The organism is Stenotrophomonas sp. DR822 (assembly GCF_019793815.1).
GTDB classification, from domain to species: Bacteria; Pseudomonadota; Gammaproteobacteria; order Xanthomonadales; family Xanthomonadaceae; genus Stenotrophomonas; species Stenotrophomonas indicatrix.
In genome coordinates, this window is the sequence record NZ_CP081826.1 from 1,493,914 (window position 1) to 1,508,082 (window position 14,169).

Below are 14,169 nucleotides of genomic sequence, written 5' to 3' on the forward strand. Positions count from 1 at the left end.
GGCGGTCTCACCGGGTGAGACACCGGGCTGGCATTGTCGCCCATTGCCCCCATCTGGTCACCTCGGTAGGCTGACCGATTGCCGCCCTTTCGCTGGCCCGGCGGCCCAGCCACGCCCCCACAACCGGATTCCCCATGGCGATGGATTTCATCCGCATCCGCGGCGCGCGGACGCACAACCTCAAGAACATCGACCTCGACCTGCCCCGCGACAAACTGATCGTGATCACCGGCCTTTCCGGCTCGGGCAAGTCGTCGCTGGCGTTTGACACCATCTATGCCGAGGGTCAGCGGCGTTACGTCGAGTCCCTGTCGGCGTACGCGCGGCAGTTCCTGAGCGTGATGGAAAAGCCGGACCTGGACCACATCGAAGGGCTGTCGCCGGCGATCTCGATCGAGCAGAAGTCGACCTCGCACAACCCGCGCTCGACGGTCGGCACCATTACCGAGATCTACGACTACCTGCGCCTGCTGTATGCGCGCGTCGGCACGCCGCGTTGCCCCGACCACGGCTATCCGCTGGAGGCGCAGACGGTCAGCCAGATGGTCGACCATATGCTGACGCTGGACCCGGAACAGCGCTACATGCTGCTGGCGCCGGTGATCCGCGACCGCAAGGGCGAGCACGCGCAGGTGTTCGACCAGCTGCGCGCGCAGGGCTTCGTGCGTGTACGCGTGGATGGCGAACTGTACGAAATCGATGCGGTGCCGCCGCTGGCGCTGCGCCAGAAGCACACCATCGAAGCGGTGATCGATCGCTTCCGCCCGCGCGAAGACATCAAGCAGCGCCTGGCCGAGAGCTTCGAAACCGCCCTGAAGCTGGGCGATGGCATGGCGTCGGTGCAGTCGCTGGACGATGCCGCTGCGGCCCCTACCCTGTTCTCGTCCAAGTATTCCTGCCCGGTCTGCGACTACTCGCTGCCGGAACTGGAGCCGCGCCTGTTCTCGTTCAACGCACCGATGGGCGCCTGCCCCGGCTGCGATGGGCTGGGCATGGCGGAGTTCTTCGACCCCTCGCGCGTGGTGGTGCATCCGGAGCTGTCGCTGGCGGCCGGTGCCGTGCGTGGCTGGGATCGCCGCAATGCCTATTACTTCCAGCTGATCGCCTCGCTGGCCAAGCACTACAAGTTCGACGTCGACGCGGCGTGGAACTCGCTGCCGGCCAAGGTGCAGCAGGCCGTGCTGTACGGCAGCGGCGAGGACGCGATCACCTTCACCTACTTCACCGAGGCCGGTGGCCGCACCCAGCGCAAGCATCGCTTCGAAGGCATCATTCCCAACCTGGAACGCCGCTACAAGGAAACCGAATCGGCGGCGGTGCAGGAAGAACTGGGCAAGTACATCAGCGAGCATGCCTGCCCCGAGTGCAATGGCGCACGCCTGAACAAGGCCGCGCGCAACGTGTTCGTGGCGGATCGACCGCTGCCGGAACTGGTGGTGCTGCCGATCGACGAAGCGCTGAAGTTCTTCAGCAGTCTGAGCCTGCCGGGCTGGCGAGGCGAGATCGCCGCGAAGATCGTCAAGGAGATCGGTGAACGCCTCGGCTTCCTGGTCGACGTCGGCCTGGATTACCTGACCCTGGAGCGCAAGGCCGACACCCTGTCCGGTGGCGAAGCCCAGCGCATCCGCCTGGCCAGCCAGATCGGTGCGGGGCTGGTCGGGGTGATGTACGTGCTCGACGAGCCCTCCATCGGCCTGCACCAGCGCGACAACGAGCGCCTGCTGGGCACCCTCACCCGCCTGCGCGACCTGGGCAACACGGTGATCGTGGTCGAGCACGACGAAGATGCGATCCGCCTGGCCGACTACGTGCTGGACATCGGTCCGGGCGCGGGTGTGCATGGCGGCGAGATCGTCGGCCAGGGCAGCCTGCAGGACATCCTGGATGCGCCGCGCTCGTTGACCGGCCAGTACCTGTCCGGCAAGCGCGCGATCGAGATCCCGGCGCGCCGGCACAAGCCGAACCCGAAGATGACGCTGCACCTGCGTGGCGCCACCGGCAACAACCTCAAGGGCGTGGACCTGGCCATTCCGGCCGGGCTGCTGACCTGCGTGACCGGCGTGTCCGGCTCGGGCAAGTCGACGCTGATCAACGACACCCTGTTCTCGCTGGCCGCCAACGAGATCAACGGCGCCTCGCACCCGATCGCGCCGTACAAGGAGATCGACGGCCTGGATCTGTTCGACAAGGTGGTGGACATCGACCAGTCGCCGATCGGCCGTACCCCGCGCTCGAATCCGGCCACCTACACCGGCCTGTTCACTCCGCTGCGCGAACTGTTCGCACAGGTGCCCGAAGCACGCGCGCGCGGCTATTCGCCGGGCCGTTTCAGCTTCAACGTGCGTGGCGGCCGCTGCGAGGCGTGCCAGGGCGACGGGCTGATCAAGGTCGAGATGCACTTCCTTCCGGACGTGTACGTGCCCTGCGACGTCTGCCATGGCAAGCGCTACAACCGCGAAACGCTGGAGATCCTGTACAAGGGCTTCAACATCAACGACGTGCTGGAAATGACCGTCGAAGATGCGCTGAAGCTGTTCGAACCGGTCCCGTCCATCGCCCGCAAGCTGGAGACCCTGGTCGATGTCGGCCTGAGCTACATCAAGCTGGGGCAGAGCGCGACCACGCTGTCCGGTGGTGAAGCGCAGCGCGTGAAGCTGTCCAAGGAACTGTCGCGCCGCGATACCGGCCGCACCCTGTACATCCTCGACGAGCCGACCACCGGCCTGCACTTCCACGACATCGAGGCACTGCTCGGCGTGCTGCACAAGCTGCGCGACGAGGGCAACACGGTGGTGGTGATCGAGCACAACCTGGACGTCATCAAGACCGCGGACTGGATCGTCGACCTGGGTCCGGAAGGCGGTCATCGCGGCGGCACCATCCTGGTGACCGGTACGCCGGAAGACGTGGCCGCATGTCCGGCTTCGTACACCGGCCAGTTCCTCGCACGGATGCTGCCGTCCACCAGCGCGCGACCGGACCAGCCCGCCGCCGTGGCCAACAAGCCCGATGCGCGCCCGCCGCGCAAGGTCAAGCCGGAAAAGCCGGCAAAGAAGGCGGCTGCCGCCAAGAGCACCGGCAAAGCCAGCAAGACCGCCACGGCGGGCACCAAGAAGAAGAAGGACGCCTGATGAGCAGCGAACACAAGATCCTGGCCCGCATTCCGATCAGCGTGCGCTGGCGTGACATGGACAGCATGGGCCACGTCAACAACGCCAAGTACATCTCCTACCTGGAAGAGGCGCGCGTGCGCTGGATGCTGGGCGTGGAAGGCGTGTCGATGACCGACCGCATCGCACCGGTGGTGGCCGCCACCAACGTCAACTACCGGTTGCCGATCGTGTGGCCCAACGACATCCTGGTCGAGCTGTTCGTCGAACGCCTGGGCAACAGCAGCGTGACCATCGGTCATCGCATCGTCGACCAGCAGGACGAGTCGAGGCTGTATTCGGACGGCAACGTGGTGGTGGTCTGGATGGACACGCAGACCGGCAAGAGCGCGCCGCTGCCGGACGCGATCCGCAGAGCGTCCACCTGAAGGTAGTGCCGGCCGCTGGCCGGCACTCTCCCCACCGGGCATGGCCCGGCGCCACCGTTCCACATCAAAGGACTGACATGATCCACCAGACCGAACTGCGCGACCTGCTGCCCGGCATGGTCCCCTTTCCCGCCGACGTGTTCCCGGATGACCAGGCCTGGCTTGGCCAGCACCTGTTGCCGCTGCTGAAGATCGACCTGGGCGTACTGCGCCCGGAACTGGCCGGCAGCGTGGCCACGATGCTGTGCCCGATCGAGCCCTACGACGGCTGCATCGGTGAAACCACCGAAGAACACCACAACGCGTTCACCGGCACCAACTGGATCGCCTTTGAACTGACCAGCGACAACCGCATGCGTTTCCTCGGTGAGGAGGGCTACTTCATCGGCGACCAGGTGCAGGACAAGCACGCGCTGAAGCACATCACCGAGATGCGCGGGAGCTACAGCAAGGCAGGTGCGTACTTCCAGCAGCATGGACGCCTGGCCAGCTATTCGCGCTATGGCGACGGCGAGCCCGGCGAGCAGGCCTACCTCGATGTGCTGGGTGGGCAGATCTCGACCGGCAACTGGATCGAAACCGCGGAGATTCCAGCCGCCTTCGCGCTGGCGTTCACCGAGGCTGCCGACGACCGTCATGCGCCGGACGATGCCGAGCGCGCGATCATCACCCGCGATGGCCACAAGTTCTTCGCCGTGGCCGAAGTGGCCGGCTACAACTGGTGTGCAACCGGTGCCGATGCGATCGTGATGCTGTACGAGCCGGAAAGCCGCACGGTGCTGTTCTCGTACGACTGGTCGTAAGCCCCACCGCGCTGCACGCTCGCCGGGCATGGCCCGGCGCTACCGATTAAGCCCCAACGCGCTGCGCGCTCGCCGGGCATGGCCCGGCGCTACCGATGTGGATTCGGCAGTGATGCCTGGGTAGCGCCGGGCCATGCCCGGCGGAACGAGCGCCGCGTTACGGTGCGGCCTTGCGCACTATCAGGGCCGTGCTGACTTCGCTGCCCCCCTCCAGTTGCACCTGCAGCCACACGGGCTGCCCCTCCGCCAATACGCGCCTGCCGTCCATCAACATCAGGTGCAGGCCGCCGGGCTTGAGCACGGCGCGTTCGCCCGGCGCCAATGGCAGGCGCTCGACAGCACGCATGCGGCTGACCCCGTCGACGATCCGGGTCTCGTGCAACGACACATCACCGAAACCCGCACTGCGCGCACCGATGATGGTTACCGCGGTGGAGCAGCCGTTGCGGATCACGCCATAGCCGGCAGTCATGGGCGTCGCCGTCGGGCTGGGCGGCAGACGTACCCAGCCCTGCGAGACGGTGACGCACTCCGGCACAGCGGCCGCCGCCGATGCTGCGCCCGCACACATCATCAACAGTACGCCAACGAATGGTTTGGTTATCATCGCCCAGGTTCCTTCTTCGCAACGAGACCCGCAGCATGACGACGCTCATCGAGGTGATCAACCATGGCCCCATCCGCGAGCTGCGGCTGGCGCGTCCGCCGGTCAATGCACTGGACACCGAGCTGTGCCGGCAGTTGATCCATGCCATCGAACTGGCGATGGCCGAGGACGCGCACGGCATCGTGCTGTCGGGTAGCGAGCGCATCTTCACCGGCGGCATGGACGTGCCGCACCTGCTCTCGCATGGCGATGACAAGCACAAGCTGCTGGACACCTGGAACGCATTCTTCGGCGCGGTACGCACGCTGGCCGAGAGCCGCATCCCGGTGGTTGCGGCGATCACCGGCCATGCACCGGCGGGCGGCTGCGTGCTGGCCCTGTGCTGCGACTACCGGGTGATGGCACGCAGTGCCGATCCGGCGCGCCCGTATGCCATCGGCCTGAACGAGGTGCAGGTTGGCCTGATCGCACCGGAAGGCATCCAGCGCCTGTTGCGCCGTGCGGTGGGCGCGCACCGCTCCAGCGTGCTGCTGGCCACCGGCGCGCTGGTACCGGCCGAACAGGCGCTGCAGATCGGGCTGGTCGACGAACTGGTGGATGGCGAACTGGTGGCGGCCCGTGCGGTGGCCTGGCTGCAGGACCTGCTGAAGCAGCCGCGGCAGCCGATGCTGCTGACCCGTGCCATCGCCCGCGCCGAGCTGCACGACGCCCTGCATCCGGACCTGATCCAGCTCGACCGCTTCGTCGAGGCCTGGTTCGCCCCGGATGCGCAGAACGCACTGCAGGCACTGGTGGCGCGTCTCGGCAAGTAAACGGTATTGCCGGCCGCTGGCCGGCAGCCTGGCAATCCTGCCGGGACGCCTGCGGATGCCGGCCAGCGGCCGGCACTGCCGAAGATGGGGCATCCGGCCTACACCGGTATAATCGACCCCTCTTTCATCGCTGTGGCCGCCCCCTTGAACGACATGCCCGAACCCGTCGTCTCCGAGCTGATCGATCTGCTCACCCTGGAGCGGCTGGAGGACAACCTGTTCCGCGGCCAGAGCCGCGACATCGGTACCAAGTACGTGTTCGGCGGGCAGGTGCTGGGCCAGGCCCTGGCGGCCGCGCAGGCCACGGTTGACAATGGTCGCCATGTGCACTCGCTGCACGCCTATTTCCTCCGCGCCGGCAACATCGACCATCCGATCGTCTACGACGTCGACCGCACCCGCGACGGTGGCAGCTTCTCGGTGCGCCGGGTGACCGCGATCCAGCATGGCAAGGTGATCTTCTTCTGCGCGGCCTCGTTCCAGCAGGCCGAATCCGGTGCCGAGCACCAGCACAAGATGCCCGAAGTGCCGCAACCGGAAGACATCGAACCGAACCGGCCGTTGCCGGCGGAGGTGCTTGAGCGCCTGCCGATCAAGGTGCAGCGCTGGCTGTCGCGCGGCGGTCCGTTCGAGTTCCGCCATGTGTATCCCCGCGATGAACTGAACCCGCCCAAGCGCCCGCCCTACCACCAGGTCTGGCTGCGCCTGAGCGAGCGCGTGGGCGATGCTCCCGAGCTGCACCAGGCACTGCTGGCCTACGCGTCGGACTTCCACCTGCTGGGCACGGCCACGTTCCCGCACGGTATCAGCTACTACCATCCGCACGTGCAGATGGCTTCGCTGGACCACGCGATCTGGTTCCACCGCCCGTTCCGCGCCGACGATTGGCTGCTGTACTCGCTGGACAGCCCCAGTGCGCAGGATTCGCGCGGCCTGGCCCGTGGCCAGTTCTTCACCCGTGATGGCGTGCTGGTTGCCAGCACCGCCCAGGAAGGCTTGATCCGCGTGGTTCCGGACCAGGCAGCAGCGGCCGCCGTGCCAGCCAAGGATTGACCGATGCGTCAGATTTTCAGCAGCCAGCGCGTGGAAACCGTAGAAGGCGTGGCCGAGCTCCTGCGCAGCCACGACATCCAGGTGAAGGTCACCAACGGGCGCTCGTACAAGACCCGTCGACGTGGCCAGTTCAGCTATACCGACCTGGGCAATGCCGGCGCCTACCCGGCGGTGTGGATCGTGCGTGCCGACGACCAGCCACGCGCGCGCGAAATCCTGCGCGAGGCGCGCCTGCTCGACACCACCCGCCGTGACCACCCGACCGCCGAGTTCGCCTTCCGCGATGACGTGCAGGAAAGTACCGGCGGTCGTGGCTGGGCCTGGCGCATCCGCATTGCCCTGCTGGTGGTGATCGCCGGCGTGGCGCTGGTGATCGGCCTGCGTCATCGCGGTGCCCCCGCCCCAACCGTGCCGGTGCCCGCCCCGCAGGCACAGCCGCAGCAAGCACAGCCGACCGCGCCGGCACCGCCGGAAGAAGAGGAAGTGCGGGTCCGCATCCAGCCGTCCACGTAACGCGCAGGTAGCGCCGGGCCATGCCCGGCGAGCGCAGCGGCCTGACAGAGACGCCGCCGGGCAAGGCCGGCGCTACCGGGACGCGAACCGGTCACATTCGGCGCGCGCCTCCGTCATGGGACACAATCCCTGCAGGAGCCCGCCGCCATGACGATCTTCGCCGCAAGCATCGACGAAACCCTGGAACGCGAACTGCCGGCCGCCAGCAGCGGTTGCCAGCATGCCTATGGCCGCATCGTGCTGGCCTGCCAGAACACGGTCACCGCCATCGCCCTGGCCATCACCGGCGACCGCCAGGCCAGCGAGGACATCGCCCAGGAAGCGTTCGTGAAGGGCTGGCAGCAGCTGCACCAGCTGCGCAGCGCGAGCAGCTTCCTGCCCTGGCTGCGGCAGATCACCCGCAACCTCGCCCGCGACTGGCTGCGCGCACAACGTGGTCGACCGCTGAGCGGCGAGGCTGCCGAAGTGGCGCTGACCATGGCTGCGGATCCGACCCCGGGCGTGGCCGATCGCCTGCAGCGGCTGGAAGAGGAGATCGCCGCCGAGAACATCATCTCCGCCCTGCCCGCCGACAGCCGCGAAGTGCTGCTGCTGTATTACCGCGAGGGCCAGCATTCGCAGCAGGTCGCCGACCTGCTCGGGCTGAGCGACGCGGCGGTACGCAAGCGCCTGTCACGTGCCCGTGCGCAGGTGCGCGAGGGCCTGCTGCAGCGCTTCGGTGAATTCGCACGCAGCAGCGCGCCCAGTGCTGCGTTCGCAACGGCGGTGGTGTCGATGGTGATGATCGCCGCGCCCGGCACCGCCAGCGCGGCGATCCTGCTGGGAACCGGCGTCGGCGTGGGTGGCAGCAAGCTCGGCCTCGGTGGCGCCAGCGCTGCCGGCGGCACCGCGCTCGGCTCGTTGACCGCCACGCTGGGCCAGCTGCAGATGCTGCCTGCGTCAAGCTGGGCCGCGATCATCGGTGGCGTCGTCGGTGGCGCGCTCGGCAGCTATCTCGGAGGGCGTTTCCTGCTGTCCTACGCAGAGACCGGTGCCGAGCAGGTCCAGGTCCGCCGCTTCGTCAACCTCAGCACCGGCACCAGCCTGGGCTGGTGCCTGGCCATCCTGTTCACCGTGCTGCTGCAGGCGCCGATGTGGGCGCAGCTGCTGGTGCTGGCACTGGGCCTGGTGGCGGTCAACTACCAGTGCCTGGTGACGCTGCGGCGAATCATGGCGCCGCTGCTCGCGCGTGATGCAGCCCGGCGTGGGCGTAACGGGATCAACTGGAAGTACGAATCCATGTACGGCCTGACCGGCATGATGGCGGTGAACCTGGTCGTCATCGGTGCCCTGGCCTACACGATGACGCTCAGCGGCCGCCTGTAACGGACAACGCCGGCAGTGCGCCGGCGTTGTCGTCGATCACTGCATTGAAAATCAGCGCTGCGGCTTCGGCGCGGCGCCGTCACGCGGGCCGCCGTGGCGCGGGCCACCGTGCATCGGGCCCTTGGCGGCGTCGAACTCGGCCTTGCTCAGCTGGCCATCCTTGTTGGTATCGGCCGCGGCGAACCAGGCGTCACGATGCTGCTTCATGCGCAGCTCGCGGTCGGCCTTGTCCAGGTAGCCATCCTTGTTGAGGTCGAGCTGGTCGAAACGCTCGGCCAGGCGCGGATCGGCCTTGGCTTCCTCACGGCTGATGCGGCCATCCTTGTTCGTGTCCAGCTTGGCCCAGCGCTCGCCACCGCGACCACCGTGGCGTCCATGCTTCCAGCGCGGCAGTTCATCACGCGAGAGCTTGCCGTCCTTGTTCCTGTCCAGCTCGTCGAACTTTGCGGCCAGGCGCGGGTTGGCCGCCGCTTCGCTGCGGTCGATGACGCCGTCGCCATTGGTATCCAGCTTGGCCGGACGCTGCGCCGGTGCAGCCGGGGTGTCGGCAGCCAAGGCAATGCCGGTCGCGGAGGTGCCGAGCAGCAGGGCCAGCAGCAGGGGGGTACGGATCATGGGGTCACTCCTGGGAATGGGATTGGCATCGGGGTGAACACCTCACCCTCGGAGGACAACAACGCCTGACCACGACCTCGGTTGACGCAGCCGCCCATTCCATTCATCCAGCGGACAGTCGCCGCCATTGCGACAGGCTGGAGCTATGCTGTGCCCATGGCGAGACACGGCGACAGAGACGACGAACTGCGACTGTTCCAGACCGGCGAGCACCCCTGCGGGTACTGGCCGGACCGGGTTGCACGCGACCTGGTGCTGGACCCGCAGGACCGTCGCCTCGGCGGGCTGTACCCGCTGGCCCTGAGCTGGGGCTTCCGACGCAGCGGTGATCTGGTCTATCGCCCGCATTGTGCGAACTGCCACGCCTGCGTCGCCGTGCGCATTCCGGTGGCCCGCTTCGCCCCGGATCGCAGCCAGCGCCGCTGCGCCGCCCGCAATGCCGATCTGGAAGTGCGCATCACCGCGGCCATGCCACGCGAGGATCTGTTCGAGCTGTACCACCGCTACCTGGTGCATCGTCATGCCAAGGGCGGCATGGACGACCACGGCCCGCACGAGTTCGAACAGTTCCTGATCGGCAGCTGGTCGCACACGCGCTTCATGGAAATGCGCCTGCCCGGCCACGACGGGCAGCCCAGCCAGCTGCTGGGCGTGGCAGTAACCGATGTGACCGAGCACGGGCTGTCGGCGGTCTATACCTTCTTCGACCCCGCCCATGCCGCGCGCGGGCTGGGCACGTTCGCGATCCTGCAGCAGCTGGAGTGGGCCCGCCGCGAGGGCCTGCCCCATCTGTACCTGGGCTACTGGATACGCGAGCACCAGAAGATGGACTACAAGCGGCGCTATCGCCCGCTGGAGGCCTACGATGGCCGCCGCTGGCATGATTTCGATGACGAACTGGACGGACGCTGACAAACCACTGACACCGGGCCAGGTGCACAATAGGGCCCATGAACGCCAAACCCCTGATTCTCGGCCTGGCCCTGCTCTGTGGCGCCGCCGCTCCCGCCTTTGCCACGTCCCCCGCGATGACCGAAAAACCGTCTGCAGCGCTGCGCCTGGCCACCTACAACACCTCGCTGTATTCGGACGAAGCCGGCGGCCTGATCGCCGAACTGGAAGGCGACAGCGAACATGCGCGCAAGATCGCCGCGGTACTGCAGCAGGCGCGCCCTGACCTGGTGCTGCTGAACGAGTTCGACTTCGATGACGCCCATCGTGCCGCCGACCTGTTCCAGAAGCGCTACCTGGAAGTGGCCCAGCCCGGTGGCGGCAAGCCGCTGCACTTCGCCTACCGCTACCTGGCGCCGGTGAACACCGGTGTGCCCAGTGGCCTGGACCTGGACAACAACGGCGTGGTCGGCGGTGAAGGCCGTGGCCGCGGCAACGACGCCTGGGGCTACGGCCTGCACCCGGGCCAGTACGGCATGCTGGTGCTGTCGCGCTACCCGATCGACGAAGCCAAGGTGCGCAGCTTCCAGCTGCTGAAGTGGAGTGCGATGCCCGGCGCGATCCGCCCGGTCGATCCGCGCACCGGCAAGAGCTTCTACAACGACACCGTCTGGTCGCAGCTGCGGCTGTCGTCGAAGTCGCACTGGGACGTGCCGGTGAAGACCCCGGCCGGCGTGGTCCACGCGCTGGTCTCGCACCCGACGCCGCCGGTGTTCGACGGCCCGGAGAAGCGCAACGCCGCGCGCAACCATGACGAACTGCGCTTGTGGCAGGAGTACCTGTCCAAGGGCGACAAGCCGTGGCTGTGCGACGACAAGGGCCAGTGCGGCGGCCTGGCCCAGGATGCGCGTTTTGTCATCCTTGGCGACCTCAACAATGATCCGGTCGATGGCGATGGCCGCCACGAGGCGATCGTCGAACTGATCGAGAACGCCCGCGTGCTGCGCTACCCCACCCCACGCAGCATCGGCGCCGAGCAGACCAGCCTGGCCTATGCGGCCAAGGGCATCACCCGCAAGGGTGCACCGTTCCATGCCACCGGCGATTTCGGCCCGAAGTCCGGCACCATGCGCCTGGACTACGTGCTGCCCTCGACCGGTTTCGAGTACCTCGGCAGCGGCGTGTTCTGGCCGGCCAATGAGAGTGCCGAAGCGAAGATCGCCGATGGCAGCGACCACCACCTGGTATGGGTGGATGTGAAATAAGCCGGTAGCGCCGGGCCATGCCCGGCGGCTTTTCCGGCCGCGTCGCGCGCCCTATGGGAAGCGGCCGGGCATGGCCCGGCGCTACCGTTTTACGAGCGCAGCTCGACGCCGATCGCTTCGGCGGCCTCACGCGCGATGGCGCGCGCTTCGTCGATGGATTCCGCGCGCGCCAGAGTCACGCCCACGCGGCGATGGCCATGCACGCTCGGCTTGCCGAACAGGCGCACGGCGGTGTCCGGCACCTGCAGTGCGGCGGCCACGTTGTTGAAGTACGGCACGCCTTCGCCATGCGCCAGCAGCGCGCACGAGGCCGATGGGCCATTCTCGCGGATCACCGGGATCGGCAGGCCGAGGATGGCCCGCGCATGCAGCGCGAACTCGCTCAGCTCCTGCGAGACCAGCGTCACCAGGCCGGTGTCGTGCGGGCGCGGCGATACTTCGCTGAACCACACCTCGTCGCCCTTCACGAACAGTTCGACGCCGAACAGCCCCCAGCCACCGAGGTCATCGGTGATCGCGCGCGAGATCTCTTCGGCACGCGCCAGCGCCTTGTCCGACATCGGTTGCGGCTGCCAGCTTTCGCGATAGTCGCCCTCCTTCTGCAGGTGGCCGATCGGTGCGCAGAACGACGTGCCGCCGGCGTGGCGTACAGTCAGCAGGGTGATCTCGTAATCGAAGTCGATGAAACCCTCGACGATGCAGCGGCCGGCGCCGGCACGGCCACCGGTCTGCGCGTATTCCCATGCGGGGGCGATGTCCGCCTCGCTGCGCAGCGTGCTCTGGCCCTTGCCCGAGGACGACATCACCGGCTTGACCACGCACGGCAGGCCGATCGCCGCCACGGCGGCGCGGTACTCGGCCTCGGTGTCGACAAAGCGATACGGCGAGGTCGGCAGGCCCAGCGTCTCGGCGGCCAGGCGGCGGATGCCCTCACGGTCCATGGTCAGGCGCGCAGCACGCGCGGTCGGGATCACCCGCAGGCCGTGCTCCTGCTCCAGCTGCACCAGGGTCTCGGTATGGATCGCCTCGATCTCGGGCACCACCAGGTGCGGCTGCTCCTGTGCGATCAACTGGCGCAGGGCCATCGCGTCCAGCATGTCGATCACGTGCGAACGATGTGCCACCTGCATGGCCGGGGCATCGGCGTAACGGTCGGCAGCGATCACTTCCACGCCCAGACGCTGCAGTTCGATGGCCACTTCCTTGCCAAGTTCGCCCGAGCCCAGCAGCAGCACACGGGTGGCGGAGGGGGACAACGGGGTTCCAAGCTTGGCCATGGCGGGGTTCCAGCAGCAATGTGAAGGCGGGTGGGCATTCTAGCCGGTCCAGCCGCAGCGCCTGGGCACGCCCAGCCGACGAACGGTAGCCCGAATGTGATATCACTTTGATATCTTCAATTCGAACCCTCAAGGACGTACCGCCATGAAAGAGAAGTCGCTGCCCTCCCTCAACGGCCTGGGCGCGCTCGCCGGGTCCCTGGTCGTAGCCCTCGCCGGCGGCGCCCTGTTCGTGGCCGGGGTCGCAGCGAAGGCCAGCACCGGCTCGCCCAACGTGCTGCTGATCCTGGCCGGCCTGCTGATCGCTGCGCTGGCGCTGGTCGCGCTGGCCGGTCTGTACACCGTGCAGCCCAACCAGGCGGCGGTGGTCAGCCTGTTCGGCAAGTACGTCGGCACCGTCAAGGACAACGGCCTGCGCTGGAACAATCCCTTCTTCAGCAAGCGCCGCGTGAGCCAGCGCGTGCGCAATTTCGAGAGCGGCAAGCTGAAGGTCAACGAGCTGGACGGCAGCCCGATCGAGATCGCTGCGGTGATCGTCTGGCAGGTGGTCGATGCCTCCGAAGCGGTCTACAACGTGGACGACTACGAGAGCTTCGTGCACATCCAGTCCGAATCGGCGCTGCGCGCGATGGCCACCAGCTACCCCTATGACCAGCACGAGGACGGCCAGCTGGCGCTGCGCAGCCATGCCAGCGAGATCTCCCAGCACCTGAAGAACGAACTGGCCGAGCGCCTGGCCGATGCCGGCGTGCAGGTGATCGATGCGCGCATCAGCCACCTCGCCTACGCCGCTGAAATCGCCCAGGCGATGCTGCAGCGGCAGCAGGCCAATGCGGTCATCGCCGCACGCACGCGCATCGTCGCCGGTGCGGTCGGCATGGTCGAGATGGCGCTGGCCGAGCTGCAGAAGAACGGCGTGGTACAGCTGGACGAGGAGCGCAAGGCGCACATGGTCAGCAACCTGTTGACCGTGCTGTGCTCGGACCGCGGCACGCAGCCGGTCGTCAACACCGGCTCGCTGTACTGAGCCACCCTCGCAACGGGGCGCCCCACCGCCCCGCCAGGAGTCTGCATGAGCGAGAAAAAAGCCTATCCGCTGCGCATCAACGCCGAGGTCCTGGCGGCCGCACAGCGCTGGGCGGACGATGAACTGCGCAGCCTCAACGCACAGATCGAATACGTGCTGCGCGACGCACTGCGCAAGGCAGGCCGCCTGCCGAAACCCAAGCCATCGCCGGAGGACAAGGAATGAGCAAGCGCTGGAGCTACCTGACCGTCGAGGTCAAGACATCCATGATGGGCCTGCAGAAGGCCGATGACATCCAGGCCGAACTCAGCCGCCAGGGCCAGCTGGGCTGGGAACTGGTCAACATCATCGTCCCGGCGCCAATGCGCCCGGCCCTGCTGGTCTTCAAGAAGGAGCTGTGACC

Annotated in this window: 15 protein-coding genes; 12 read left to right on the forward strand and 3 right to left on the reverse strand. The window is 67.4% G+C overall.

The window, feature by feature from the left end; all coding sequences use genetic code 11:
- Positions 1 to 134 precede the first annotated feature (134 nt).
- The 3 genes from uvrA (at position 135) to K5K93_RS06900 (ending at position 4,341) form a co-directional block, all read left to right on the forward strand.
- Complete coding sequence (uvrA, locus tag K5K93_RS06890) at positions 135 to 3,131, forward strand: excinuclease ABC subunit UvrA (RefSeq protein ID WP_093817643.1); 2,997 nt, start codon at positions 135 to 137, stop codon at positions 3,129 to 3,131.
- A complete protein-coding gene (locus K5K93_RS06895; RefSeq protein ID WP_093817642.1) occupies positions 3,131 to 3,538 on the forward strand; it encodes a thioesterase family protein in 408 nt (135 codons plus the stop codon). Before uvrA ends, K5K93_RS06895 begins: the two co-directional genes overlap by 1 nt.
- 77 nt (positions 3,539 to 3,615) lie before the next feature.
- Entirely contained in the window at positions 3,616 to 4,341 is a 726-nt protein-coding gene (locus tag K5K93_RS06900) for an enolase (RefSeq protein ID WP_222390307.1), read from the forward strand.
- Positions 4,342 to 4,498: 157 nt separating this feature from the next.
- Here K5K93_RS06900 and K5K93_RS06905 read toward each other — a convergent pair whose 3' ends face one another.
- Positions 4,499 to 4,948, reverse strand: coding sequence for a copper chaperone PCu(A)C (locus K5K93_RS06905; RefSeq protein WP_093817640.1), 450 nt, complete (start codon positions 4,946 to 4,948; stop codon positions 4,499 to 4,501).
- Between the two features lie 35 nt (positions 4,949 to 4,983).
- Here K5K93_RS06905 and K5K93_RS06910 point away from each other — a divergent pair, with 35 nt between their 5' ends.
- From K5K93_RS06910 to K5K93_RS06925, 4 genes are all read left to right on the forward strand, one after another.
- The gene (locus K5K93_RS06910; protein ID WP_093817639.1) at positions 4,984 to 5,760 is read left to right on the forward strand and encodes an enoyl-CoA hydratase/isomerase family protein; all 777 of its coding nucleotides are present in this window, start codon (positions 4,984 to 4,986) and stop codon (positions 5,758 to 5,760) included.
- Positions 5,761 to 5,913: 153 nt separating this feature from the next.
- Positions 5,914 to 6,813: an acyl-CoA thioesterase II gene (gene tesB / locus K5K93_RS06915; RefSeq protein WP_032951563.1), complete on the forward strand. Its 900-nt coding sequence runs from the start codon at positions 5,914 to 5,916 to the stop codon at positions 6,811 to 6,813.
- 3 nt (positions 6,814 to 6,816) lie between these two features.
- Positions 6,817 to 7,326: a pathogenicity-like protein gene (locus K5K93_RS06920; protein WP_222390308.1), complete on the forward strand. Its 510-nt coding sequence runs from the start codon at positions 6,817 to 6,819 to the stop codon at positions 7,324 to 7,326.
- 153 nt (positions 7,327 to 7,479) lie between these two features.
- Complete coding sequence (locus K5K93_RS06925) at positions 7,480 to 8,691, forward strand: RNA polymerase sigma factor (RefSeq protein ID WP_222391003.1); 1,212 nt, start codon at positions 7,480 to 7,482, stop codon at positions 8,689 to 8,691.
- Between the two features lie 51 nt (positions 8,692 to 8,742).
- Here the strand turns inward: K5K93_RS06925 and K5K93_RS06930 are convergent, their stop codons facing one another.
- Positions 8,743 to 9,306: an EF-hand domain-containing protein gene (locus tag K5K93_RS06930; RefSeq protein WP_222390309.1), complete on the reverse strand. Its 564-nt coding sequence runs from the start codon at positions 9,304 to 9,306 to the stop codon at positions 8,743 to 8,745.
- A 156-nt stretch (positions 9,307 to 9,462) separates the two neighbouring features.
- Between K5K93_RS06930 and K5K93_RS06935 the strand changes: the two genes are divergently transcribed.
- Entirely contained in the window at positions 9,463 to 10,218 is a 756-nt protein-coding gene (locus K5K93_RS06935; RefSeq protein WP_032975961.1) for an arginyltransferase, read from the forward strand.
- Positions 10,219 to 10,256: 38 nt separating this feature from the next.
- Positions 10,257 to 11,462, forward strand: coding sequence for an endonuclease/exonuclease/phosphatase family protein (locus tag K5K93_RS06940; protein ID WP_099783234.1), 1,206 nt, complete (start codon positions 10,257 to 10,259; stop codon positions 11,460 to 11,462).
- 89 nt (positions 11,463 to 11,551) lie between these two features.
- On the opposite strand, the gene purT is transcribed toward K5K93_RS06940, so the two are convergent.
- Positions 11,552 to 12,739 (reverse strand): formate-dependent phosphoribosylglycinamide formyltransferase, encoded by a 1,188-nt coding sequence (gene purT, locus K5K93_RS06945; RefSeq protein ID WP_222390311.1) that lies wholly within the window; start codon positions 12,737 to 12,739, stop codon positions 11,552 to 11,554.
- Between the two features lie 145 nt (positions 12,740 to 12,884).
- On the opposite strand from purT, the gene K5K93_RS06950 reads away from it, so the two are divergent.
- The 3 genes from K5K93_RS06950 to K5K93_RS06960 are packed head-to-tail and all read left to right on the forward strand — an operon-like array spanning position 12,885 to position 14,167.
- Positions 12,885 to 13,766 carry an SPFH domain-containing protein gene (locus tag K5K93_RS06950; RefSeq protein ID WP_222390313.1) on the forward strand — a complete coding sequence of 294 codons (882 nt, stop codon included), beginning with the start codon at positions 12,885 to 12,887 and terminating at the stop codon, positions 13,764 to 13,766.
- A gap of 45 nt (positions 13,767 to 13,811) precedes the next feature.
- A complete protein-coding gene (locus K5K93_RS06955; RefSeq protein WP_005412615.1) occupies positions 13,812 to 13,991 on the forward strand; it encodes a hypothetical protein in 180 nt (59 codons plus the stop codon).
- The gene (locus K5K93_RS06960) at positions 13,988 to 14,167 is read left to right on the forward strand and encodes a DUF4177 domain-containing protein (protein ID WP_025873867.1); all 180 of its coding nucleotides are present in this window, start codon (positions 13,988 to 13,990) and stop codon (positions 14,165 to 14,167) included. The genes K5K93_RS06955 and K5K93_RS06960 overlap by 4 nt, the downstream gene beginning before the upstream one ends.
- The last annotated feature ends 2 nt before the right edge of the window (positions 14,168 to 14,169 follow it).